Source organism: Chloroflexota bacterium (genome assembly GCA_035652535.1).
In the GTDB taxonomy this organism is placed as follows: Bacteria; Chloroflexota; UBA6077; order UBA6077; family SHYK01; genus DASRDP01.
In genome coordinates this window covers 1-25,113 of sequence record DASRDP010000157.1, presented here as the reverse complement: position 1 = coordinate 25,113, position 25,113 = coordinate 1, and the positions used below count along the sequence as shown (strand labels likewise).

Here is a 25,113-nt window from a genome sequence, read left to right as displayed (position 1 = left end):
CGGCTGGGGACAAGGAGCCGGTCCTGGCGGACCGTAAGCCGGGTCCGCTGAGGCCACCACCGGCTGCCACAGACCGAGATCCGCCGCGCAATTGCGCCCACCCTGTCGGATAGCCTGCAAAACACGCTGCACGGGTAGCGACGGCCACCCCCGGTTTCCTTGGGCGCGCATTCCTCCAACGGGCACGATGTAGGTGATCAGCGCGCGCGAGGAGGAGCCGATGCGGATCGCAGCGCCAGGTCTGAGCCGGCGGCGCGCCCCGGCGATCGGACCCATTCTCGCAGCCCTCATCGCGCTCGTCGCGACCGTCGCGGCGGCGTACGTCGTCTACAACCGGGTGCACCCGTCGCCCGGGCCCACCACCCAGCAGACCGCCCGCGTGACGCGCGGCTCCATCGCCGCGACCGTCAATGCGACGGGCACCGTCGCCTCGTCGGCCCTGAGCCGGGTGAACTTCCGCGGCTCGGGCACCATCGCCGAGGTCCTGGTGCACGTGGGCGACCAGGTCGAGGAAGGCCAACCCCTGGCCCGCCTCGATTCTGCCGACCTGCGCCTGGCGATTCAACAGTCCGAAACGCGGCTGAACGTGGCGCAGATCAAGCTGCGCCAGATGCTCGACGGACCACGCGTCGAGGACGTGGAGGGCGCGCAGGCCGCGTTGGCCGCCGCGCAGGCGAAGCTCGCCGGGATGCAGTACGGTCGACCGGAGGACGTCGCGGCGGCCCAGGCCGCGGTGGATGCCGCGACGGCAAGCTTGCAGGTCCTCCTCGCGCCGCAGGGCGCTGACCTGGTGGCGGCCCAGGGCGCGATGGAGAGCGCGCAGGCCCAGCTGACGAGCGATCTCGCCAAGCTCCAGGATGCGCAAATCCAGGCCGCAACGGATCAGGTCTCCGCACGGGCCGGGGTGGTCAGCGGGGAAGCTGAGCTGGCCAGCGCGCAGCAGAAACTGAACGCGCTGCTCAGCCCGCAGCCAGCAGACGTGGCTGCCGCGCAGACGGCCGTCCAGACGGCGCGGAACACGCTGCAGAGCGCTGAGGGGAGACTCAACGTGCTGCTCAACCCGTCAGCGAACGACGTGACCGCGGACCGCGCGGCCGTTGCCAGCGCGCGCGGGGCGCTCGATGCAGCACAGCGGAATCTCGCCCAGGTGAAGGTCGGGCCATCGAGCGTGGATCTCGCCTCGGCTCGGTCGGCCTTGTCGACGGCGCAGTCCGCCCTCCAGGCCGCGATCGCGAAGCGCGCGGCCGACTACGCAGCCGCTCGGGTCCCGGTGCCCACAACGACGTCCGAGGCCAACGCGGCGCGACTCTCCGGCCTCACACCGGCGGAGTCCGCCCAGCTGCTGGCCGACGACCACGCGGTCGCCGCGGCACAAACCAATGTCGACAGCGCGCAGACCAAGCTTGTCCAGCTCCAGCAAAGCCCCACCAATGAAGAGATCGCCGCCGCGACCGCTCAGGTCGACGCGGCTCAGTCGAATTTCTCGACGGCGCAGGCCAAGCTCAATGCGCTCGTAGCTCCGCGGGCGGAGGACGTCGCATCGGCGCGGGCTGACGCCGATAGCGCGCGGGCGGCGCTTGCCAGCGCGCAGGCGAAGCTGGATCAGCTCCTCTCCCCGAGCGCCGACGCCGTGGCGGCCGCTCAGGGAGCCGTGACGGCCGCCCAGGCCAGCCTCGTGGCGGCGCGAGATCGTGAGGCGCAGGTTGCGGCGACCGGCGCCAGCGCGAGCCTCGCGGCTGCGCAGACGGCGGTCGATGCCAGCACGTCATCAGTTCGATCGGCCCAGGCGCGCCTCGACCAGCTCACCTCACCCCTCGATTCGGACGTCCTGGCCGCTCAGCAGGCGCTGCAGGCGGCGCGGGCGAAGCTGGACACGACGTCGAACCCGGCGACCAGCTACGACATCGAGGCGCAGAGAGACGCCATTGCTCAGGCGCAGGCCAACCTCGATCTGAAGCGTGTCCCGTACCTTGCCACTGATATCGACGCCCAGCGCGCGACCGTCCGTCAGGCGCAAACGGACCTCGAGACGGCCGAGTTCAATCTCGATAACGCCACCCTCACGGCGCCCTTCGCCAGTGTCGTAGGGGCGGTGAACATGAACCAGGGCGAGACCGCGGCGGGAGCCGCGGCGACCATCACCGGCGGCACCACCCAGTCGGGGATTACCCTCGTAAACGCGGCGCAGGTCCGCGCGGACGTGCAGATCGGCGAGACGGACATTCCCCAGATCGCCGTCGGACAACCAGCTGTCGTGACGTTCGACGCGTTGCCGGACCGTCGGTTCAGGGGCGAGGTCGGCGCTATCTCACCTTCGGGAACGACGATGCAGGGCGTCGTCAGCTATCTCGTCTCCATCACCATGATCGACGCGCAGGACGTTCGCCCCGGCATGACGGCGACGGCCGCCATCACGACGGCCAAAAAGGATGACGCGCTCATGGTGCCGAACCGCGCCCTCACGAAGAGTGGACAGACTCGAACCGTCAAGCTCGTCACACCGAGCGGCCCGCAGAGCCAGACCGTGACCGTCGGAATTGCAAACGACCAGTATTCCGAGGTTCTGTCCGGCCTGCGGGAGGGCGACGAGGTCGTGCTGCCGGCGACCGCGGCTCGGGCCGCAGTTCCCGGAGCCGGCGTCGGCGCGCCCGGTGGCGCACGCGCGCCAGGAGGTGGCTTCTAATGCGCACGCTTGAGACCGGGACCGAGAGAAAGCCAGATCGGGGTGAGGAGCGCCCGCCTGAGACCCGTCCCTTGCCCGCCGACCAAGCGCGAGGCGCGAATGAGACACCGGTGATCCGGATTCGCGGCCTGTCGAAGGAATATCGACTCGGCGAGAACGTCGTGCGCGCGCTCCGCGGCGTGGACCTGGACGTCCATCGCGGGGAATTCCTCGCCATCATGGGACCGTCCGGCTCGGGGAAGTCGACTCTCATGCACATCATTGGCTGCCTGGACCAGCCAACGGGCGGGTCATACCAGCTGGACGGGATCGAGACGAGCACCCTCTCCGACGACGAGCTGGCGGCCATTCGGAACCGGAAGATTGGCTTCGTCTTTCAAACATTCAATCTCCTGCCGCGGATCCCCGCCACCGAGCAGGTGGAGCTTCCCCTGATCTACGCCGGCGTGCACGATCGGAAGCAGCGGGCCGCTGCCGCGCTTTTGGAGGTGGGACTGGGCGATCGCATGCACCACCGCCCGGCCGAGCTGTCCGGTGGCCAGCAGCAGCGCGTCGCCATCGCCCGCGCGCTCATCAACAACCCCGCGATCCTGCTCGCCGACGAGCCGACCGGGAACCTCGACACCCGATCGAGCGAGGAGATCATGGAGCTGCTCCAGCGTCTCAATCGGGATCGCGGCATCACCATCATCGCCGTGACCCACGAGCCGGACATCGCCCAGCACACCAGACGTATTGTGCGGATTCGAGACGGTCGAATCGATAGCGACGAGGTCGTGCCGAATCCCGTCCAGGCGGACGAGGTGCTCCGGCGCCTTCCGAGTCGCGAAGCCGCGTGAGGAATCGAAGAGGGTATCGATGAGCCTATTCGAAAGCTTTCGCGTGGCGGTACGCGCGCTGGCCGCGAACAAGCTTCGCGGATCGCTGACGATGCTGGGCGTAATCATCGGGGTGGCAGCCGTGATAGCGCTGATGTCTCTCGGCAAGGGAGCGCAGGCCTCGATCACCGCGCAGGTCCAATCCCTGGGCACCAATCTCCTCTTCGTGAGCCCCGGCCAGGCCCGCCAACAGACAAACGTCGCGGGCGGATTTGGCGGGGCGCAGACTCTGACCTACGAGGACGCGCAGGCCATCGGGGAGCAGTTGCCAGAGCTCGTGAGCGGCGTCGCGCCCGAGCGCGACGTGCCTGCGCAATTCATCGCCCACGGCGAGAACTGGCGGTCCCGCGTCGCTGGTGTCACGCCGGACTACGAGTTGGTGCGCAACTTCCACGTTGCCTCCGGGGAATTCATCAACGACACGCAGGTCGCCGCGCGGTCGAGCGTGATCGTCCTCGGCGCCACCGTAGCGCAAAACCTCTTCGGCGATTCCGATCCCATCGGCGAGATGGTGCGTATCAGCGCCTTCGGCGAATCCGGGACGAACGCCCGCGTGATCGGAGTCATGGAGACCAAGGGCGGGGGTGGCTTTCAGAATCTGGACGACCAGGCATTCATGCCCATCACGACCGTGATGACTCGCCTGAGCCCGTCCCGCTCCATGCAGGCGGGCAACCTCGTGGGAACGATCACCGTGCAGGTCGCCAGCGAGGGGCAGATCGACCAGGCCATTCAGTCCATCGGCGAGCTGCTTCGGCAGCGCCACCGCGTGGCGACCGATGACTTCGTCATCAGCTCGCAGCGCGATTTTCTTGCGACGATCAACCAGGTGACCGGCCTCTTCACGGCGTTTCTTGGCGCGGTCGCCGGGATCTCGCTAGCGGTCGGTGGCATCGGAATCATGAACATCATGCTGGTATCGGTGACCGAGCGGACCCACGAGATCGGGATACGCAAGGCCGTCGGCGCCCGCCGCCGAGACATTCTGGCCCAGTTCATCATCGAAGCGGTTGTCGTGAGCGTGGCCGGGGGCGCGGTTGGCGTGCTGCTGGGAATCGGCATATCGCGCGCGGTCGGGAAGGTGAGCATCGGCACGCAGGCGATCCCGAGCGTGATCGCGCCGGAGTCAGTGGTGCTCGCGGTCGGCGTGTCGGCGGCGGTCGGGTTGTTCTTTGGGATCTACCCCGCGCTGCGCGCGGCGCGGCTCAACCCGATCGATGCCCTACGGTACGAGTAGACGGTCCGAAGGCCGCGGCGGCGCGGGAACAGGGCAATCGCTCAGCCGAGGACGGAAGCCGAAGCCGCGAGAGCGGGCTCGAACTTGGGCATCCGGTATCCGGCGCCCGGCTTTGTCTCGATATAGCGGGCGTCGTCGGCGCTCTCCCCGAGCTTGGCGCGGAGGCGCGCGATGTTCACGCGCAGAATGTGGACCTCGTCCTCGTAACCCTTTCCCCAGATGCGCGTGAGCAAATCTTCCTGGAGAACAATCTGACCGACGTGCTGGGCGAGCTGGGCGAGAAGCCGGTACTCGGTGACGGTGAGGGGAATAGAGCGCCCGTCGATGCGCACGGATCGGGTCCCGTAGTCGATCTCGAGCCCGCCATTAGCGAACGCCATCGGGGCGACGTCCGCCTGCACCTGGCGGGCTCGACGAAGCACGGCCGAAACGCGTGCAAGCAGCTCGCGCGGGGCAAAGGGCTTCGTCACATAATCGTCGGCACCGGCCTCAAGTCCCGTTACGATGTCCTGCTCATCGTCAATGCCCGTGAGGATGATGACGGGCGTCCAGCTGAACTCCCGCAGGCGGGTCAGGACAGACCATCCGTTCATGCCTGGCATGCGCAGGTCGAGGATGAGCAGATCGGGCCGGTGGGCGCGCATGAGGTCGAGCGCGCCAGCACCCGAGCTGGCGGTCACGACGCGGTAGCCACCGCTCTCCAGGTTCCGCTGGAGGAGCCGAAGAATTCGTGGGTCGTCGTCGACGACGCCAATCAGTGCGCTCGGCGTTCTCTCATTCGGCCCCATTTGCGTCCCCCATTTCACGCCCAAACCGTGCGCGCCGCGTTGCCCGCGTCTCCGCGTGAGGGCGCAGCCGCACGCGGAGAAATCACCTCACACGACTTTTGGCCGCGGGCGCTCGTTCCGTCAAGGGTGTAGCCATCACAGTTGCATTTCGCTTTCGGGATCGCCCGCGTTACTCCAGCGCGCTCGCGATCATCCAGCCGTCCAGGCCGTCGCCGGTGCGGACGTGCTGCCACAATCCATCGTCCCCTGGGGTCGGGTCACCCAGGATCTCGACCTCTGTCGATGGCGGCAGCGTGACGATCAATGCGGCCTTCGGGCTTGGCGCCCGGCGGAGATTCACGCCGATCGGGGCGGTCTTGGCACGCACCTCGACCTGCGCCGTCGGCGTCGCGAACGGCGCCGCTGGACTTGCCGCTGCGCGAATCGTTTCCACTGGTGTGGCTGAGTACGTGGGCTCGGACAAACCGATTGAGAAAAGCGGCACGCTCAAGCACCCCAGCCCGATCACCGCGAATACCAGCAGCGCGGCGGTCTGAAGATCGCCCAAACGGTCAAACCAGTTCCACGCGCGTTGGAACGGCAACGGCCACGTCCCTTGTTGCGGAGTGGCCCGAAGCACGCGCGCCGCCCGCTGCCGCGGCCATGTCCGTGAGCGTGTCCCGCTGGGCTTGTGTGGAGGGGATGCGGTCGTGGCGTGCGCCTTTTGTGCTCGGATGTCGGTGGAAGGCCGTCACCGGCCGTCGGAAGTGTACGCCACGCGTGGTTTCCGTGTCGCCGAGTCCGCGGTGGGATCGGTACGGTGAGCCAAATCCCGGGTCTGCAATTAGGCTGCGGCTTCAGGCGCCTCGTCTTCCTTGAACCGGTCCAGCTCATCCTTCGCAACACGGAGGATGGCAGGCTCGCCGGCAGTCGCGGAATCGAGGCAGTCGGCCGACAGCCAGTAATCCCTCTGGAGCAGCCCTGTCTGCACCTTGAAGCTGCGTCCGCGGATCTCCTTCACGGTCCCGATCTTCTGTCCGTCGTCCGTGTAGATCGGCACGCCCACGGTGAGTCGCAGGAAGGGATCGACTGGTTGGTACGCGCTCATGGTCTCCTCCATAGTCCTCCAGCCTGTCGCCGCGGGGCTCGACGTGGCGAGCGCCATGCTTCGCCCCAGGCTTGGATCATGGCGCGCGGCGGCTACCGACATGGTCATGGGCGGTTACAGAGGGGTAAACGCATTCCAGTGGCCGGTGATGGCCCGGCTCGCTGGCGTTCAGTTCAGTTCGAAGAGCGTGTCCATCGTCGGGACGTTCGCCGTATCGCAGGCGAACTGCGTGCATGGGACACCAAACGCCTTCTCGATGGTTGCCACCAGGGAGTAGTGATTGTAAGGGGTCGGATCCTGAATCGGCGCGGTCTGACGGTTGGTGATCACGATGGTGAGGATCTGGCCGCCACCCGGGACGGCGTCGCAGCAGCCCAAGTTGGAGTCGCCTTCGTCGAACGTGATGGCGATCGCGTTTCGGCCAGTGGCCCAGGCTTGAGACCCCGTGATGGCCTCGACAATCGTTTTGAGGTAATCGTCTGCGACTGCGACGTTCGTCTGGAGGTCCGGGCACATGCCGAGCCCGTGCATGTCATGGCACTGGTCGGGAACGATGAAGCTGTAATTCGGGAGGGTCCCTTGAGCGAGATCGTCCACGAGCACGGTGTCTGGGACTATCTTCTGCAGCTCCGCTGCGTTCCCCGAGATCTGCGAGAAGTTCATGAAGCCGTTGTGCTTGGAAGCGTAGAGGCAACGCGACGAGTCGGGCCAGCACGGTCCGGTAAACCCCGGGCTCGGCAGGCTCTGGAAGTAGCCCTTCCACGTGAGGCCGGCCGCCTCCAGTCGACTGACGAGCGACGGGTTGTTGAACTGGTGTGTGGAGTACGAGTGATCGTCGGTAATGCCATGGGCATCCGCATCGGTGAGCGCAACGTAGTTGCCCTCGCTAGGATGGATGACGCCGAAATAGTTGGTGGCGGTCCCGTACCGCCGCCCCAACTGGTTGAACGTCGGCGCGTTGGCATTGCCGATGACGCTGCTAGCCTCCTCGTTTTCCTCCACGATCACGAAGATATGGTCGTACTGCGGACGTTCGCTGCGTTGCCCTGATCCTCCATTGGTCGCCCGAGACATCGCGCCGACCACGACAGCCGCGATAAGTGGAAGGATGGCGAACGCAAGCGCGAAGCGCATGCGGACAGCCCGAGTCGACGAACGCACGCCACCAGCTACTTTCGATATCGGTAGCCGACCCCGCGCACCGTCTCGATACGCGTCGGGTTCGACGGGTCCGCCTCGATCTTGCTGCGCAGACTCCGGATGTGGACGGTGACGGTGCGCGTGTCTGGGTCGGTGTACCCCCAGACGGTTTCCAAGAGTCGGGCGGCCGAGAGGACCTTGCCACGATTGCGAACGAGGGCGATCAAGAGGTCGAACTCCTTGGGCGTGAGGGGGATCAGCTCGTCGTCCCGGGTTACCCGGTGGGCGCGGACGTCGATGTGCAGGTTGCCCGCGTCCAGCACGTCGGGAGTCGATAGGTCACCCCCGCTCGAGGTCACCTCCTCGCGGACCAGCTCGTACCGCCGAAGCTGCGCGCGGATCCGCGCCACGAGCTCGCGCACGCTGAAGGGCTTGGTGAGGTAATCGTCGGCGCCCACCTCCAGGCCGATGACGCGATCCACTTCCTCAGCCCGTGCGGTCAGCATGATGATCGGCACTGAGCTGACGCGCCGAATTCGTCGACACACCTCGAGTCCGTCGACACCGGGGAGCATGAGGTCCAGGACGATGAGGTTGGGCTGGCTCTGCCGAACGATCTCCAGGCCAACCGCCCCGTCGGCCGCGGTCACCACCTCGTAGCCCTCCTTTCGGAGTGCATAGGCGATGGTTTGGACGAGGCTCGGCTCGTCGTCGACGACGAGGATCTGCATCAAGGATGCCTAACGCTGCGCGTTCGCGTCCTCCATGTGTCCGGTGACCAGGAAAATGACGCGCTCCGCGATGTTGGTCGCGCGGTCGGCGATGCGTTCGAGGTTGTGCGCGGCCCAGAGGAGCCACGTCGCGCGGTCGATCGTGCGCGGGTCGTTCAACATATAGGTCAGCAGCTCGCGATAGACCTGGTCGTAGAGGGAGTCGATCTCATCGTCCTGCGCCATTACCCGGCGGGCACCCTCGACGTCGCGCGCGACAAAGGCGTCCAGCGAGCGCCGGAGCATGCCGGTCGCGATCTCGGCCATGCGCGGCAGATCTACCAGGGGCTTCAAGAGCGGCTGGTCCGCGTGCATGAGGACGATCTTGGCGATACCTTCGGCATGATCACCCATCCGCTCCATGTCCACGATCATGCTGAGCGCGGCGATGATGACCCGGAGATCGGACGCCATGGGTTGCTGCGTCGCGATGATCTGGATCGCCAGCTCCTCGATCGTGTAGCGGAGGCGGTCGATCTCGGCGTCTTGATCGATCACGCGCCGCGCGAGATTGTGATCCAGGTTTCGCAGGGCGATCATGGCGCGCTCGATCTGCTTCTCGACCATGCTGCCCGCGGCGAGCAGCTCGTCTTCGAGGAGCTTGATCTCGCGATCAAACGTGCTTCGTGTCCGCATGTGCGCCTCCGTGGCCGCCCTGTCCCTATCCGAACCGGCCCGTGATGTAGTCCTCGGTCCGATGGTCCTGCGGGTTCGTGAAGATCAGAGACGTTGGGCCGACCTCGATGAGCCTGCCGATTCGCTCCTCCCCTGCCAGCATGAACGCGGTGCGATCGGACACGCGCGCGGCCTGCTGCATGTTGTGCGTGACGATCACAATGGTGATCTCTTCCTGAAGCGAGCGAATCAGCTCTTCGATGCGCAGGGTCGCAATCGGATCGAGCGCCGAGCACGGCTCGTCCATCAGGAGGACCCGCGGCTCGACCGCCAGCGCCCGCGCGATGCACAGGCGCTGTTGCTGCCCCCCGGAGAGGCCGATTGCCGACCGCTTCAGCGAATCCTTCACCTCGTCCCACAGGGCCGCCCGACGCAGACTTCGCTCGGCGATCTCTTGAAGACTACCACGCCGTGTCCCCCCGACGAGCCGAACGCCGGAGACCACGTTGTCGAAGATCGACATCGTGGGGAACGGGTTGGGCCGCTGAAAGACCATGCCGACAGCGCGGCGCAGCGCGGTCGGGTCGACGGACGGATCATAGATGTCCCGGCCCTCGAACTCGACCTCTCCCTCGACCCGCGCCTGGGGCGCAACTTCGTGCATGCGATTGAGGCACCGAATGAGGGTGGTCTTCCCACATCCCGACGGGCCGATGATCGCAGTCACCTGCCGCTCGAAGATCCCGAGCGAAATGTCGTCGAGCGCCTGCTTCTTGCCGTACCAGGCCGAGAGATGGCGGATGTCGATGCTGATGGCGTCCTCTGCGCGCGAGCCGGCGCGGGGAGTCGGGGGCGCGACGGTCGGCGCGGACCACGGGCGGACAGCAGGCTGGGTCATGATCAGCTCCCTCGATAGCTCCGGTACGTGAGCCGCACGGCGACGTTGAGGACAAGGATGACGAGCAGCAACAGGAGCGACGCCGCCCATGCCTGCCGCTGGAGGTAGGCGTATGGCCAGATCGCGTACTGAAAGATCGTGAGGGTCATGGCCGCCGTCGGCCGCGTGGGGTCGACGTTCCAGAAGTTGTTTCCCAGCGTCGTGAAGATCAGCGGCGCCGTCTCGCCGGCCATGCGCGCCAGCGCCAGCATAGCCCCGGTGATGACACCGGCCGACGCGGTGGGGAGCACGACGCTGGAGATCGTCCGCCACCGTCTGATGCCAAGGGCCAGCGATGCTTCGCGCAGCTCCAGGGGAACGAGATGGAAGACCTCCTCGGTGGTCCGCGCCACGATGGGGATGGCGATGACGGCGAGGGAGAAGGACCCCGCCAGGGCAGAAAAGGCGCCGGTCCGCGTCACGATAAGGGCGAATCCGAAGATGCCGACCACGATGCTGGGGACCCCGGTCATCACGTCCGCCGTGAACCGCACCAGCGCGCCCGCGCGCGGCCCCGCGTACTCGGCGAGGTACACGCCCGCCCCAACGCCGAGCGGGATCCCGACGACGCATGCGATCCCGACGATGATGGCGCTGCCGATAATGGCGTGGGCGATGCCTCCGCCTTCGACTCCCAGCGGCGTGGGGAGGCTCGTGATGAGCGCCGGCGTGAGCGCGGAAACGCCGTTCACGACAACATGGATGAGGAGCACGCCCAGCACCCCAACGCCAATCGCCGCCGCAAGCCCGCACAGCGCGACCATGAGGTGGTCGACGACTCGGCGCCTCAGCGCGATCTCGTACACCCGCTAACTCCTTCCGCCCGGCACGCGGGAGAGCCGCCACACCAGGAGGCGCGCTATGACGTTCACGACGATCGTCGTGCAGAAGAGAACGAATCCCGCCGCGATGAGGGCGGAGACGTACAGGGGGTTGTCAGCCTCGCGGAACTGGGTCGCGATGAGGCTCGAGAGCGTCGTAGCGGGCGCAAAGAGCGAGCCGCTGATCTTGAACTGGTTCCCGATCACCATGCTGACCGCGAGCGTCTCGCCCAGCGCCCGCCCCAGCGCGAGGATGATCGCGCCGGCGATGCCCTGGCGCCCGAATGGCAGAACCACGCGGGTAATCGTCTCCCACCGCGTCGCCCCGAGCGCCAGCATGCCTTCTCGCTGCGAGCTTGGCACCGCCCGGAGCACATCGCGCGTCACCGCCGTCAGGATTGGGAGCACCATGATCGCCAGCACGAGAGACGCGGCGAGCAGGCCGATCCCGTACGCGGGGCCGGTGAACAGCGGGATGAAGCTGAGGCGCGGCCCGACGAACGCCTCGATCTGACGCACGATGGGCACCACGACGTACAGCCCCCACAGACCGATGATAACGCTGGGGATGGCGGCCAACATCTCGATGATGAAGGACACCGGCTCTGCGACCCACCTGGGGACCAGCTCCACGATGAAGATCGCTGCGCCGATCCCAACGGGCACGGCAATGACGAGCGACAGCATGGACGAGACGATGGTGCCGTAAATAGCCGGCAGCACCCCGAACTCGCCCACCACCGGGTTCCACGTGGAGGTGACGACGAACGTGGGGCCAAACGCCGAGAAGGCATCGATTCCACGCTCGAGCATCGTCGCGACGAGGAGCGCCGCAAGGACCACGATGAGGAGCCCCATGACGCTCGCCGCGCCGTGAAAGAGGGCGTCCTGGAGACCGACGGCGGGCGCAAGCGCCCGGGCAAGGGGTCCCGTGGCTCGCGCGCCTCGAGCGGCGGTGAGCCGCGTGTCGATCGGGTTTACGAGGCGAATCGCCGTTCCCTGCTGAGCGCGTACGGTGTTGTCATCATCCCGCTCAAAGGATACCCGGGCGATCCTAAAGGTGAATAAGCCGAAGATGAAGTTTCGATAAAGTCGGAGATAGGCGTCCATGGGCGCGACGAGCCTCGCATTCGACGTTCTCTCTGCGCTCACGGAAGCTTTCGCTCACATTGACCGAAACGTCACGTCGATCTGATCATCACTGCCTATACTGGCGGCGAGGACCTCGTCTGGGTCCACTTCGAGGAGTTTTTGGCTATGGGCACGCGTCACCCCACAGCTCGAATTCTGCTCGTCGGCGCCGTTGCCGCGGCACTCCTAGTCGCGTGCGGCGCGCCCTCGAGCGCACCGATCCCATCGCAAGCCGGCGGCTCGCCAGCGCCGGTACGCGGTACCGGCGCGCAGGGGGCAGCAGCGCCGGGGGACGCCGAAAGCAGCACGAGCTCCGGGCAGTCGCTGACCATGTGCCCGCCGGCCGGATCGGCGACGAGCCTGACCGGAGCCGGCGCGACGTTTCCAGCGCCCCTGTATACCCGCTGGTTCGCCGAGTACCACCAACGATGCGGGGTGCAGATCAACTACCAGGCCATCGGATCAGGTGGCGGGATCAGCCAGCACACGAACCACACCGTCGACTTCGGCGCTTCCGACGGCCTTCTGACGCCAGCGCAGCTCGACGCGGCGCCGGGCACGATCATGATCCCGATGACCGCCGGCGCCGAGGCCATCATCGTGAATCTGCAGGGCTTCCAGCGTGGCCAGCTCCGGCTCACTCCTGACGCGCTCGCCGGGATCTACCTCGGCGAGGTGACCAAGTGGAACGATGCGCGAATCGCGAGCGCGAACCCCGGGCTTTCGCTCCCGAGCCAGGACATCATCGTCGTCCATCGATCGGACGGATCGGGCACGACCTTCATCTTCACCGACTATCTTTCGAAGGTCAGCACGGCGTGGTCCCAGCGAGTCGGCTCCGGGACGTCGGTCAATTGGCCCACGGGCCTGGGCGGCGAGCAAAACGCCGGGGTTGCCGGCCAGGTCGCCCAGCTTCCCGGCTCCATTGGATACGTCGAGCTGGCGTACGCGGTGCAGAACAATCTCGTGTGGGCAAGCCTGCAAAACGCCGCCGGGGAGTGGGTGGAGCCGACCCTGGACGGGACGACGGTCGCGATGCAGGGCGTGTCGCTGCCGGACACGATGCAAGTCATGCTCACGAATTCCACCCATCCGGCGGCGTATCCCATCGCGGGCTTTACCTGGATCCTGGTGTACGCGGACCAGACCAACGCCGCGAAGGCCCGAACCCTCGCCTACTTCCTCTCATGGGCGCTTACCCAGGGCCAGACGTTCAGCGCAGACCTCTTCTACGCGCCGCTCTCGCCCAACGCGGTGGAAAAGGCTGAGGCGCTCATCCATAAGATCACGGCCAACGGGCAGCCGGTCCTGCCATAGGGCTCGGACCCCCGCCCACCGCCGCGGCAGGGGAGAGAGGAACCGCGATCAGCAGCCGCCGTCGCTCACCGGAAAACAGATGGTGAACGTGGCGCCCCGCCCCTCGCCGGGAGATGCGGCAGAGATCGTGCCGCCGAGCGCCTGGACCACGTGCTTGGCGATGGCGAGGCCGAGCCCGGTGCCGCCGCCGGACCGAGATGGCTCGCCCTTGTAGAAGCGCTCAAACAGGCGCGGGAGCGCCTCGGGCTTGATGCCGACGCCTGTATCGGCGACGACAATCGCGACTCGTCCATCCTGCGCCCTCGTCGATACGCGCACCGAGCCACCGGCCGGCGTGAACTTGATCGCGTTGTGGACGAGATTGACGACCACTTGCTCCATGTGCGCCGCGTCGCCGAGAACGGTCGGGAGATCGGCAGATGCATCGATGGAGAGGTCGACGCCCCGCCGGCTCGCCAGCGGCCGCAATCGCTCAGCAGCCGCGGAGGCGACGTCGCTCAGCAGAATGGGCTCCCGGCGAAGCAGCACCTGCCCCGACTCGATGCGGGCCAGATCGAGTAGCTCCGCCACGAGCTGGGCGAGGCGGTCGACCTCCACGTCGATCCGACGCAGAAATTCGTGCACCACGGACCGGTCCTCGATCGCTCCATCCTGAAGGATCTCGACCAGCGCCTTTAAGGAGGCGACCGGCGTGCGCAGCTCGTGGGAGATGTTCGCGACGAACTCCCGGCGTACGACCTCAGCGCGGCGCACGTCCGTCACATCGTGCAGGATGAGGAGCACGCGCGGATCGGTGGGCCCGCGGGCCGGTATGGCGACGGCGCTCGCCTGGACGAATCGCCCATGGCTTGGATGCGAGAGATCGATCACGGTCGTCCGCTCGCCTTGATCTCCATCGGCCATCGCGTCCTGCACGAGCTGCGCCAGCTCGTGGTCGCGCAGCGCGGAGATCACGGATTGGCGCACGACGGCCGCAGGATCGACGGCGAGGAGTCGACCAGCCGCCGCGTTGAGGATCTGTACGCACCCCTGGCCGTCCACCATGACGACCCCATCACCCATGTGCTCCAGCACCGCGGCCAACCGGCCGCGGTCGGCATCAGCGGCCTGAATCTGTGCGTTCAAGTGCCGCGTCACGTCGCCGAGCGTTCGCGCCAGGAGGCCGACCTCGTCGTCGCCCGCGACGCGGCTCATCTCGGCCGGTCCGCCAGCCGCGAGTCGGTGGGCAGCCCGCGTAAGCGCGCGGATGCGCGACGTTGTAACGCCGGCCAGGAGGATCGCAAGCGCCACGGCGAGTAGCGCCGCGACGGCGAAGGAGCCAGCTAGCGCGATGAGAGTTCGACGCTGCGCATTCTCGACGACCGACATGGGAACGGCAACCCGCGCCACGCCAACCGGCGCGCCGCCCGACGGCGCGATTGGCACCGCTGCGTACAGGAGGCTCTCCTCCATGGTGGCGCTGAGCCGCAGACTGAGGCCGACCCCTGTTCGAAGCGCCGCCACCACTTCTGGGCGGCTGCCGTGGTTCTCCATCGTGGCCGGATCGTTTTCGGAGTCGCCGAGAACTGTCCCGTCGATGGCGATGATGGTGATTCTGGACCCGATTTGGCCGCCGATCCGCTTGGCCAGGGGGTCGAGGCCCGATGGCCCGTGCGTCTCGATCTCGTTGAGGGCGAGGTCGGAGACGAGCGCGGCCTGCTGGCGAAGCTGGTCTTGCAGCGCGGCAAGCTGGTGGGCGCGCAGAAACCAGACGAGATACACGCCGAGGGCAAGAAGGATGAGCGCAATGAGCCCGATGTAGCCCGCCGCGATACGCGTCTGGAGTCGGGCGAACATTGACGGGATCTATGTACGTCGGCGACTGAATGAGCCGTACATGGCCTGTCCCCGGGAGGAGTGTACAGCGACGGAACGAAGTTCATCCCCCGAAAGCATGCCGAGCCCGACCGCCGCCCCGCCCTCCTCGCTCATGGGTGGCCTTCAAACAGTGCTCGATTCACGAGCATGTGCGTCCCAACGCTCGCCGCATATCCAAGGGCGATCACGTAACTCCATCGCAGGTGCGCGCCGAAGGTGTAATTCGCGCGCGCCATTCCCATGAGCGCGACGCCGGCCGCGCTCCCGACAGACAACAAGGATCCTCCCACTCCCGCGGTGAGGGTGACGAGCAACCATTCCCCTTGCGACATCGTCAAGCCCATCGAGAGCACGGCGAACACGACGGGCACGTTGTCGATGACGGCCGACAAGAGGCCAACCAGGACGTTCGCCATAGTGGAGCCAAGGCCGCCGTAGAGTAGAGACGACACCTTGGCGAGATACCCCAGCGCGTTCAAGCCACCGACCGCGAGAACAACTCCGTAGAAGAACAGCAGCGTGTCCCACTCGATCTTCTCCATGAGCTCGAACGTTCGCAACGGCTTCGGGCTCGGCGCCCGCCTGATGGCCGCACGAGGTTCGATGTCGCGCTCGCCGTCGACCTCCGAGTCACTTGCATCGGCAAAGACCTCCTCCAGCGCGTCGATCTGCAGCGGGGCGGTGCCGCGGTTGAGCGAGTAGCTGTAGAGCTTGAGCAGGCCCAGACCGAACATCATGCCGATTGCCGATGGGAGATGCAGGAAGCTGTGAAGCGACACCGTCAAAGCGATCGTCACGAAGAACAGGAGCGTCACGGTCAGAGCCCCTGCCTCAAGCACCGCGCTTTCGGTGACCGGCTGGGGCTTGCCATCGTCCACGTGCAGGGACATGATCGCGGCCGGCACGAGCCAGTTGACGAGCGCGGGAACGGCTAGCGGAAAGAAGCCGGTGAACGAAACCGTGCCGCTCTGCCACACCATGAGGGTGGTGACGTCACCAAATGGGCTGAAAACGCCGCCCGCGTTGGCGGCCACCACGATATTGATGCAGGCGAGACTGATGAATCTTGGCCGACCCTGACCCACGGACACCGCGATTGAACCGAGGACCAGCGCGGTGGTGAGGTTGTCCGCGACCGGAGACATGAGAAATGCCAGCAGACCGGTGACCCAAAACAACGCTCGCATTGACAAGTCGCGACTTATCAACCACGCGCGAACCGCGTCGAACACGCCACGTTCGCTCACCGTGTTGACGTACGTCAGCGCCACCAAAACAAACAGAAAGAGCTGGGCGTAGTCCAGCACATTGTGCAGCGCGGCATCAGATGCTTGGCCGGAGATTCCGTGCTGAGCGTAGGCAATGCCGGTCAGGACCCAGATCGCACCCGCGCCCACCAACACGGGAACCGACTTATGGAGGCCGAGCCGCTTTTCCCCCACCACGGCGGCGTAGGCAAGTAGGAAGATCGCGACCGAGGCGACCCCCGCCCAGTGCCCCGTCAGCTCGGGCTGCACGGCCCCCCTCCATGGCGCGAGATAGCCCTCGCGGTCGCGGCGCAGCTACCGATTCACGGTTTCCAGCAGGATTGGAGCGCCCTCCGCGACCTCCGCCGCCCGTTCCGGATTCTCGACCTTCGGTCGGAAGAACGACTGGGCGATCATGGTCGGGACGACGGCGCTTCCGATCACCACGGTCACGAGAATCGTGTATTGCGCCTGGGTGATGATGTGGTTGGTGAGGCCGAAGAGGGCCGAGATCGTGCCGAAGGTGAGGCCCGACGCCATGAGCAGCGACGTGTACGTGGCGTTCCCCGTCGGGAGGCGAAATGCTCGCGAGACGGGCCACACGCCGAGCAGCTTCGATCCCATCTTCAACCCGAACAGCGATGCGATGAGGCCGATGCCGGCGATGACGGCGGGGAGGGAGACGAACAGGCCCGCCTTCAGAAAGTAGAAGGGCGTGAGCAAGCCAAAGGCGATGGAACGGAGTCGGTGCACGAGCGTCTTATCGTTCACGAACACGCCCGCGACCACCAGGCCGACGAGGTAGGCGGGAAGCACGGCTTCGCTCTTGGCCGCCGAGGCCAGCGCGCCGAGCCCGAAGAGCGTGAGAAAGAGGAACTTCACCTCCGGCTCCGACACCCGCGCGCCGAGCCGTGCAGACACAAGACGCATGACGCGCGGAAGGATCAGCAGGACGAGCACCGTGACCACTGCAAAGAGGGCCATCCAGGCATTGAAGTTGGCGAAGATGACGCCGAGGGCGACGACTGTTCCGAGGTCGGTGACGAAGCAGGCGGCGAGGATCAGCTTGCCGATCTCCGTTTGGTTGAGGCCAGTCTCGACCATGACCGCGTAGACAACGGCCACCGACGTCGTCGAGAGGGCGACGCCGGCGATTTGCGCCGCCGACCGGTCCCAGCCGGCCACCAGCTCCGTGAACGCCCAGGCGGCCGCGAAGGGCGCCGCGAAGGAGATTGCGCCGATCACGATACTTGGCTTCCAGTGGCGCCGAAGGGATGCTGGGTCGATCTCGGCGCCAGCCAGAAACGTCAGCAGAACGGACCCAAAGCTGGCGATGAAGTCGATCCACGGCGTCGTGTGCAGGCCGAGAAAGTTTCCGCCCACCACGCCGACCAGGATTTCGACCAGCGCCACGGAAACACCGATGCGGATCGAAACCAGGCTCGCGACCAGGGCGAGCCCCATCCACAGCGCCGCGACCGACCACTGGCTGTCCACACTATCCTCCCCATATATCGGCAAGCCTGGCGCACAAAGAGACTCCTGGCGCGCCAGTGTTTGGTGCTACCAGGAGCCATCAGCCGGTTGGCGATTCGGATACGCGGGTATCCGGGCGGGATCCATCGCCCAGTTTCCTAAGTATACTGCCGTGCTCCGGTCGGCCGAGCTCCGGATACAATCGCGACGAGAGCGTGCGCCGGAGAACGATCGATGTTCCATGTTACCCCTGAGATCGACGAGGTTCTGCGCGAGCCCGAGTACCGGATCGAGGGACCGCTAAAGGTGAGCGGTCGCGCCCAATACACGGGGGATCTGCAGCTCCCGGGCACCCTGTGGGCAAAATTCGCGACGAGCGCATACCCGCACGCGCGGATCCTGCACGTCGAGACCGAGGCCGCGAAGAAGGTTCCGGGCGTCCACGCCGTCATTACCGGCCGCGACGTCGGCCCGCGGCGCTTCGGGCGCTTTCTCTACGACTGGCCGGTCCTGGCGTACGACCGCGTGCTGTACATCGGCGAGCGCATCGCCGCGGTCGCGGCGGAGACGCGTGAGGCGGCCGAGGAAGCCGTGCGTCTCATCCACGTCGAGTACGAGGAGCTGCCGGCGGTGTTCGATCCGGAGGAGGCCCTCCGGGACGGCGCTCCGATCCTCCACCCGAACCCGGAAGGCTACTACTACCTCGGCGGCGAGCGTCCCCCGCGGCCCCACCCCAACCTGCAGGGCTATCTCGAGGCGCACAAGGGCGAAGGAGAGATCGAGCGCGTCTTCGAGCGAGCGGATCGAATCTTCGAGGACGTCTACGTGGGTCCGCGGCAGCATCAAGGCTACATCGAGCCCCACGCCTGCGTCGTGTGGGTCGAGCGCGACGGAACTGTGCACGTTCGGTCCACCAATAAGGCTCCGTTCTCCCTTCGCCATCAGCTTTCCATCGCGACGGGGACCCCGGAAGAGCGGATCGTCGTCGACTCGATGTTCATCGGGGGCGACTTCGGCGGTAAGGGTCACACCATCGAGGAGTTTCCGTGTTTCTTTCTCGCACAGGCCACCGGACGTCCGATCAAGTCCGTGATGACGTACGCCGACGAGCTGACCAACACTAGCCCGCGGCACGACGCACGGATCTATCTCCGCACGGGCGTGACGCGCGACGGGCGGCTCCTCGCGCATCAGCAGCGCGCCTACTTCAACGGCGGGGCCTACGGCGGTGCCAAGCCGATGCCCGGCCCGAACATCGCCGCCGCGTTCGATCCGCTCGACACATACAGCGTGGCGCACACGGACCTCAAGACCTTCACCGTATACACCAACACGACGCCCTCCGGTCATATGCGCGCGCCCGGTGCGACGATCGCGGACTTGGCGGGCGAGGAGCACATCGACCACATCGCGCGGGAGATGGGGATCGATCCGCTCGAGTTTCGAGTGATGAACGTGATCCGCTCCGGGGACATCAGTACGGCGGGGCACCCGGTCCACCACTCGCGGGGCGAGGAGCTACTCGAGCTGCTGCGCAGGGAGACGGGCTGGGGGAAGGTCCCGCTGCCGCCGAATCGGGGACGCGGCGTCGTCATTCGCCACCACGGGATCGGCCAGGGGAAGACCGAGATCCTGCTGCGCCTCATTCCGGGCGGCAAGGTCGAAGCCCTCTACGGAACGCCAGACCAGGGCAGCGGCTCAGCCACCGTCGTCCGGCGCGTGGCGGCCGCGGTGCTCAACGTCGAGCCCGAGCGCGTCGTCGTCCGGTACGGCAACACCGCGGAAGCGCCGCCCGACGCCGGCGCCGGGTCGAGCCGCGTCACGCACATCGTGGGGCAGGCGACCATCGGGAGCGCTACGCTGCTGAAGAGCAAATTGGAGGAGCTGGCGGCCGAGGTGATGGGCTGGCCGGCCGGCCAGGTGCGGATCGAGGGTGGGCGTTTCGTCGCCGACGGGGGCGAGTCGGCGCCGTTCGAGTCGGTGGCAGAGCAAATTTTGCGCGGAGGCGCGGTTGAGGCGAAGGGTGAGTTCGACAGCGCCGTCAACCGCGAGGATCGGCCGGATGGCGTGAGCTTCTACGGGTACGTCATCGAGGTGGAGGTCGACCCGGCGACGGGCGCCGTGCAGCCGATCGAGGCGGTGCTGGCCATCGATCCGGGCACGGTGATCAATCCCATCGCATACCAGGGCCAGCTCGATGGCGGATTCGTCTACGGCTTTGGTAACGCCATGATGGAGGAGCTGTTGGTCGACGGCGGCAGGATCGTCGCGGGGAGCCTTGCGGACTACAAGCTCCCCACGCAGATGGACATTCCGCGCCTCCGCACCGTGCTGCTTCCGCCCGAGGCGGGCCCCGGGCCGTTCGGCGCGAAGTCCGTGGGCGAGACAAACAACAGCGCCGTCGCCGCGGCAATCGCCAACGCCGTGCGCGACGCCGTCGGCGTGCGCATTCGCGAGCTGCCCATCACGCCGGAGCGCGTGTATCGCGCCCTGGAGGATGCGCGGGGAAACAGCGCGTCGGCCCCCTCACCCGGCCGCGCCTGACGGCGCGCCCGGCCTCTCCCCCGGCGAGGGGCGAGGCGCATTCGTGAGCTCCCTCCCCCGTCGAAGCGGGGGAGGGTGGGGGTGGGGGCAGCTGAACGCTCACCCCTTCGTTCCGACGGCGCAGTGGAACGGGCGGGCCACCCAGACCGGGAAGCCGCGGGCCACGCTCGACGCGATCGATTTCGTCCACGCCTCCGCGGCCTCCGCGTCGAGGCGCGAGCGAATCTGCGCGTCGATCTGCTCCCACCAGCCGTCGCCCGGCCGCGTCCAGGCCCACGCGGGCCCTCCCTGGACATCTGTGAGGCCCACCTCGTACATCCGGCGATAGAGGCTCGCGTCGGCGCAGCCGCGCTCGTCCATGCCTCCCCCGCCCGAGCTCTCGATCCTCGTGCGCAGCGGTTCGGGCAGATCGGCGTTCGTCCAGGAGCCCCGGTCCACCGCGCGCACGACGACCGCGACGCGGCCGCCTGGCTTCGCGATGCGCGCCAGCTCCGCCATCATCCGATCGGCGTCGACTTCTTCCATCACGGTGCTGGTGAAGACCACGTCGAAGCGCGCGTCGGGGAAGGGGATGGCCTCCGCCGAGCCCTCACGGAGCGCGATGCGCTCGGCGAGGCCGTCCCGATGGACCAGCGCCTCCGCCTCGTGGAGCAGGTAGCGATTGACGTCCAGCCCAACGGTCCGGCCGAGCGCATAGCCACGGGCGATCCGACGGAGGAGCGCGCCCGAGCCGCACCCGACCTCGATGAGCGATTCGCCAGCGCGCGGCCCGGCGAGATCGAGAATGCCGAGCGCGACGCGGCCGTAGTCGCTGGCGCCGCGCGCCTCCAACATCTTGACCGGCGAAAGGTGCGCGCCACCCAGCACGACCGTGCAAAATCCCCCGTGCAGCCGGGCGAGTAGCGCGTCCCACTGGTGCGCGGCGAGACCCAGCGGGAGCAGGACCACGGGCGGGCCGCTCCCTCGGGCGGTGTAGGACAGCTCCGCGACATCCCCTTCCTCGTCCCTCGTGATGGCCCGCGGCGCGGGCGTGCCGCTCACCCGCTCCCAGAACGCGGCAATGGCCGCGAAGACCTCGTCCGCCCGATCGGCGATGGTGTCGCTCCACTGGTACTCGTCGTATCCCCGAAGCACGGTGACCTCGCCGACGTTTGCCGACGCGAGGCGCGGCGCCATGACCGCGCCGATGGATCCCCCATCGCCAGTGATCCAGTGGAGCCCGCGGCCGACCGTCGCGAGCGCCTCAGGTCGGGCGTTGGCCCCGACGAGGGTGAGGGAGGCGATGCGCTGCGGAGCCGAGTGGATCAGCCCCTGCAGATCCTGCGGCGCGCGGGCGCAGAAGTGCGCCGCCTGGACGCCGAGCCGGTCCAGGAGCAGCTCCAATCGATTGGCGAGAGGGATCCCGCGAGACACGTCTGCCATCTGCAGCGCTGGCCTCCAGGTGTTGTTTGCGCGTACGCCGTCGCTAGCTGACGCGATCGTCCCGCGCGCGGACCAGCAGGACGGGCTGCTCGAGCTGGCGGACGATGTAATCGGCGACGCTGCCGTGCCGCCAGCGGTCGAAGCCGCCGCGGCCGTGGGTTGCGAGGATCACCAGATCATGCCCCTTGGCCGCCCGCTCTGTCACGAATCGCGGGTCTCCGACGTCGATCGCCGTCCTCGTCTCCACGCCGCTACCCTTGAGACTCCCAGCCGCGCCGTCGAGATACGTCTGCGCGGCGCTCCGGTCGCGCGGGTCGGCGACCGCTCGAAACAACGTCACGGCTCGAAGCGGCGCCCCCGCCAGGCTGCGCGCGAGGGCGAGCGCCCCCTCCCCGAATCCCGAGCCATCGAGCATGACGAGGGCGTTCTCCAGTCTCGTCGACGCGGGTGTCGAGCGGCGGACGATGAGGACCGGCGCGGATCCCTCGCGGACCATTCGGTCCGTCACGCTCCCAAGGGCGAAGCGTGCGAGCCCGGAGCGGCCGTGCGTGGCCATGACGACCAAGTCTGGCGCTTCCGCGGCCTCGCGGTCCAGGAGCATCGCCGCGGCGGGCCCGCGCTCCAGAATGGCGCGCACGCGGGTCCCCCCGGCGCGAATCCGCGCCTCGGTCTCGGCCATATGGGCCGCGGCTTCTTTCTCGATCGCCTCGTCGGTCGCGCCGGGACGGGCGGGAAACCCGGGGTTGTCAATGACGCAAACCAGCACCAGCTCGGCGTCGTTCGCTCGGGCGATCTGCTCCGCTAGCGGCAGCGCCTTTTCGCTCTCTTCCGAGCCGTCCGATGGGGCGAGCACCTTCTGGATCATTCATTCCTCCCGGCATGGCCGGCCACTTGTGCGCCGGAGCGTCCGGGCACCCGCCGGCCACAGAGCCCCGCGACACTTGCCCCAGCGCTTCATGGATCACGATGTTCGGCAGTCTATGCAGTGCCCCCGACACCGTCAATCGCTCGATCAAGCGCTGGCATGATTCGCCAGCGAGACCTATGCTAGTGGGGACGAGTGTGATCCCTGGTGGCCATCGCAGCAGTTCCTTGATTGGAGTTGCCCGTCATGAAACCAAACGCTTTCGCCACTCCCGCGGTACTGTTGGTGCTCCTCCCGCTCCTCGCATGCACCGCCTCGGGTCCAGGTTCCGCCGGTCGGCAGCCCGCGGGCGGGGGCCAGGCGGAACAGTCTGAGCCGCAGCGAACTCTGGTGATTGCGCTGCGCGGCGAGCTTCCAAGCTTGGCGGCCAAACACCTTGTCGATTTCTCGGGGGCCCTGGATCCGCCGCTATTCCTCTTCAACGCCATGTTGGACTACGAGGACGAGAAGGGAGTCACGCAGCCAATGCTCGCGGAGGCCCTGCCCGCCCTCAACACCGAGACCTGGAAGGTGTTCCCGGATGGGCGCATGGAGACGAGCTATCATCTCAAGCCCAATCTGACGTGGCACGATGGAACGCCGCTCTCCGCGGACGACTTTGTCTTCGCTTGGCGCGTCTACGCATCGCCCCAGCTCGGCGCAGCCACGACGCCTCCGATCGGTCTGATGGAGGAGGTGCGCGCCCCTGACCCGCGGACCGTCGTCATTCGGTGGCGGGAGCCATACCCCGAGGCAGCGGCGCTCACGGACGGCACGACCGTGGGGTTTCAGGCATTGCCCGAGCACGTCCTTCAGGAGCCGTTCGCAAATCTCGACCCGGAAGCGTTCATTGCGATGCCGTTTTGGACCTCGGAATATGTCGGGCTCGGCCCATATCGCGTCGAATCGATCGAGCCCGGCTCATCCATCAGCGCAGGCGCGTTCGACGGTTACGTATTCGGACGACCCAAAATCGACCGTATCGAGCTTCGCATCATTCCGGACCCCCAGACCGCCGTCGCGAATCTCCTTTCCGGCGAAATCCACTTCATCAGTGACTTCATCCTATCGGTCACGGACGGTCAGACGCTCGAGCAGCAGCTCCCCGAGCGCGGCGGTGGCACAGTGCTCTACTCGCCCGTCTCGCTTCGCGCCGCCGTGGTTCAGCTGCGGCCGGATGTGGTGGAGACGCCTGCACTGCTGGACGTCCAAGTTCGGAGCGCCATCGCGTTCGGATTGGACGTGACCAGCGCTGTGGAAGTGCTCGCCGCCGGCAAGAGCCTACCGACACAGACGCTGACCTCGCCGCGTGAGGCGTACTATTCCGAGATCGAGAAGGTGATTCGCAAGCACGATTTCGACCCTCGCGCCGTGCAGCAGCTTATGGAACAAGCCGGCTACGCCAGGGGCGCCGACGGCTTCTTCGTCGGGCGCGATGGCGAGAACGTTCGCTTTAGCGTGGCGACCTCCGCAGGCACGAAGAACGAAAGCGAGGCGAGCAACTACGTGGACAGCCTTCGGAAATCCGGATTCGACGCCAGCCAGCGGGTCGTGCCCGCTGCGCAGATCCGCGATCCACAAACACGCGCGCTTCTGCCCGGTCTTCAGATCCGGGGCGGTGGCTACCAGCACGTGAATTACACCAGCGAGCAGATCCCCCGGCCCGAAAACCGCTGGCGCGGGAACAACCGGGGCGGTTGGAGTAGTCGGGCGTACGACGCCGCGTTCGATGCGTATAGCACCACATTGGACCGCGACGAGCGGATCAAACACGTCGCGGAGATGGACAAGATCATCAGCGAAGAGGTGCCAGTGATCCCGCTGATGTACAACGCGGAGACCAACGCGCTCGTTGGCGCGTTGGTCGGGCCGGTGGCTCGCCAGACGCCGAGCACCAGTGGCACGTTCCTGCACATTCACGAGTGGAAATGGCGCTCATAAAGCCCCCCATCGAGCCGAGCGGCGTCGAGGAATACAGTCTCGGGCGCGGATGAGTACGAGCATCCCAGGGACGAGATTCCTTTCAAGGGTGGTGAATCGTCATGGTGTTCGAGCCGAGCAAAACAATTCGCATTCTCATCGTCTACTACAGTCGATTCGGCGTCATCGAGCGCCTTGCGGAGTGCATCGCGGAGGGCGCGCGCGAGGAAGAGCGCGCGGAAATCGACCTCCTCAAGGTGCCGGACCGCCCGATTGAAGAGCCGGAGCCGGGCAGCGACGAGACGGAGATGGCGCGGCACCGGGCGGCCATCCTCAATC

Annotated in this window: 21 protein-coding genes; 7 read left to right on the top strand and 14 right to left on the bottom strand. The window is 66.8% G+C overall.

Annotated features, from left to right (window positions below; translation table 11 throughout):
• The first annotated feature begins 220 nt into the window (after window positions 1-220).
• From VFC51_19525 to VFC51_19515, 3 genes are all read left to right on the top strand, one after another.
• A complete protein-coding gene (locus VFC51_19525) occupies window positions 221-2,683 on the top strand; it encodes an efflux RND transporter periplasmic adaptor subunit (protein ID HZT09220.1) in 2,463 nt (820 codons plus the stop codon).
• Window positions 2,684-2,793: 110 nt separating this feature from the next.
• Entirely contained in the window at window positions 2,794-3,522 is a 729-nt protein-coding gene (locus tag VFC51_19520) for an ABC transporter ATP-binding protein (protein HZT09219.1), read from the top strand.
• Window positions 3,523-3,541: 19 nt separating this feature from the next.
• Window positions 3,542-4,798 (top strand): ABC transporter permease, encoded by a 1,257-nt coding sequence (locus VFC51_19515; protein ID HZT09218.1) that lies wholly within the window; start codon window positions 3,542-3,544, stop codon window positions 4,796-4,798.
• Window positions 4,799-4,839: 41 nt separating this feature from the next.
• Here the strand turns inward: VFC51_19515 and VFC51_19510 are convergent, their stop codons facing one another.
• The 9 genes from VFC51_19510 to pstC form a co-directional block, all read right to left on the bottom strand.
• Entirely contained in the window at window positions 4,840-5,586 is a 747-nt protein-coding gene (locus VFC51_19510; protein ID HZT09217.1) for a response regulator transcription factor, read from the bottom strand.
• 169 nt (window positions 5,587-5,755) lie between these two features.
• A complete protein-coding gene (locus VFC51_19505; protein ID HZT09216.1) occupies window positions 5,756-6,169 on the bottom strand; it encodes an SH3 domain-containing protein in 414 nt (137 codons plus the stop codon).
• Window positions 6,170-6,409: 240 nt separating this feature from the next.
• Window positions 6,410-6,673 (bottom strand): hypothetical protein, encoded by a 264-nt coding sequence (locus tag VFC51_19500; protein HZT09215.1) that lies wholly within the window; start codon window positions 6,671-6,673, stop codon window positions 6,410-6,412.
• Between the two features lie 168 nt (window positions 6,674-6,841).
• Window positions 6,842-7,807 (bottom strand): alkaline phosphatase family protein, encoded by a 966-nt coding sequence (locus tag VFC51_19495; protein ID HZT09214.1) that lies wholly within the window; start codon window positions 7,805-7,807, stop codon window positions 6,842-6,844.
• Between the two features lie 35 nt (window positions 7,808-7,842).
• On the bottom strand, window positions 7,843-8,544 hold the full coding sequence (locus tag VFC51_19490) for a response regulator transcription factor (protein HZT09213.1): 702 nt from the start codon (window positions 8,542-8,544) through the stop codon (window positions 7,843-7,845).
• A 9-nt stretch (window positions 8,545-8,553) separates the two neighbouring features.
• Window positions 8,554-9,219 (bottom strand): phosphate signaling complex protein PhoU, encoded by a 666-nt coding sequence (gene phoU, locus VFC51_19485; protein HZT09212.1) that lies wholly within the window; start codon window positions 9,217-9,219, stop codon window positions 8,554-8,556.
• Between the two features lie 25 nt (window positions 9,220-9,244).
• Window positions 9,245-10,096 (bottom strand): phosphate ABC transporter ATP-binding protein PstB, encoded by an 852-nt coding sequence (pstB, locus tag VFC51_19480; GenBank protein HZT09211.1) that lies wholly within the window; start codon window positions 10,094-10,096, stop codon window positions 9,245-9,247.
• 2 nt (window positions 10,097-10,098) lie between these two features.
• On the bottom strand, window positions 10,099-10,941 hold the full coding sequence (pstA, locus tag VFC51_19475; protein HZT09210.1) for a phosphate ABC transporter permease PstA: 843 nt from the start codon (window positions 10,939-10,941) through the stop codon (window positions 10,099-10,101).
• Between the two features lie 3 nt (window positions 10,942-10,944).
• On the bottom strand, window positions 10,945-12,108 hold the full coding sequence (gene pstC / locus VFC51_19470; GenBank protein ID HZT09209.1) for a phosphate ABC transporter permease subunit PstC: 1,164 nt from the start codon (window positions 12,106-12,108) through the stop codon (window positions 10,945-10,947).
• Window positions 12,109-12,213: 105 nt separating this feature from the next.
• On the opposite strand from pstC, the gene pstS reads away from it, so the two are divergent.
• Entirely contained in the window at window positions 12,214-13,404 is a 1,191-nt protein-coding gene (gene pstS / locus VFC51_19465; GenBank protein HZT09208.1) for a phosphate ABC transporter substrate-binding protein PstS, read from the top strand.
• Window positions 13,405-13,452: 48 nt separating this feature from the next.
• Here pstS and VFC51_19460 read toward each other — a convergent pair whose 3' ends face one another.
• From VFC51_19460 to VFC51_19450, 3 genes are all read right to left on the bottom strand, one after another.
• Window positions 13,453-15,240 (bottom strand): ATP-binding protein, encoded by a 1,788-nt coding sequence (locus tag VFC51_19460; GenBank protein ID HZT09207.1) that lies wholly within the window; start codon window positions 15,238-15,240, stop codon window positions 13,453-13,455.
• 131 nt (window positions 15,241-15,371) lie between these two features.
• On the bottom strand, window positions 15,372-16,778 hold the full coding sequence (nhaD, locus tag VFC51_19455) for a sodium:proton antiporter NhaD (GenBank protein HZT09206.1): 1,407 nt from the start codon (window positions 16,776-16,778) through the stop codon (window positions 15,372-15,374).
• A gap of 45 nt (window positions 16,779-16,823) precedes the next feature.
• A complete protein-coding gene (locus VFC51_19450; protein HZT09205.1) occupies window positions 16,824-18,005 on the bottom strand; it encodes a cation:proton antiporter in 1,182 nt (393 codons plus the stop codon).
• A 213-nt stretch (window positions 18,006-18,218) separates the two neighbouring features.
• Here VFC51_19450 and VFC51_19445 point away from each other — a divergent pair, with 213 nt between their 5' ends.
• Entirely contained in the window at window positions 18,219-20,528 is a 2,310-nt protein-coding gene (locus tag VFC51_19445) for a xanthine dehydrogenase family protein molybdopterin-binding subunit (protein HZT09204.1), read from the top strand.
• A 99-nt stretch (window positions 20,529-20,627) separates the two neighbouring features.
• On the opposite strand, the gene VFC51_19440 is transcribed toward VFC51_19445, so the two are convergent.
• On the bottom strand, window positions 20,628-21,950 hold the full coding sequence (locus VFC51_19440) for a class I SAM-dependent methyltransferase (GenBank protein HZT09203.1): 1,323 nt from the start codon (window positions 21,948-21,950) through the stop codon (window positions 20,628-20,630).
• A gap of 43 nt (window positions 21,951-21,993) precedes the next feature.
• Window positions 21,994-22,815: a universal stress protein gene (locus tag VFC51_19435; protein ID HZT09202.1), complete on the bottom strand. Its 822-nt coding sequence runs from the start codon at window positions 22,813-22,815 to the stop codon at window positions 21,994-21,996.
• A 246-nt stretch (window positions 22,816-23,061) separates the two neighbouring features.
• Between VFC51_19435 and VFC51_19430 the strand changes: the two genes are divergently transcribed.
• Window positions 23,062-24,795: an ABC transporter substrate-binding protein gene (locus VFC51_19430; GenBank protein ID HZT09201.1), complete on the top strand. Its 1,734-nt coding sequence runs from the start codon at window positions 23,062-23,064 to the stop codon at window positions 24,793-24,795.
• 101 nt (window positions 24,796-24,896) lie between these two features.
• On the top strand, window positions 24,897-25,113 hold a 217-nt coding region (locus VFC51_19425), incomplete at its 3' end, for an NAD(P)H-quinone oxidoreductase (protein ID HZT09200.1).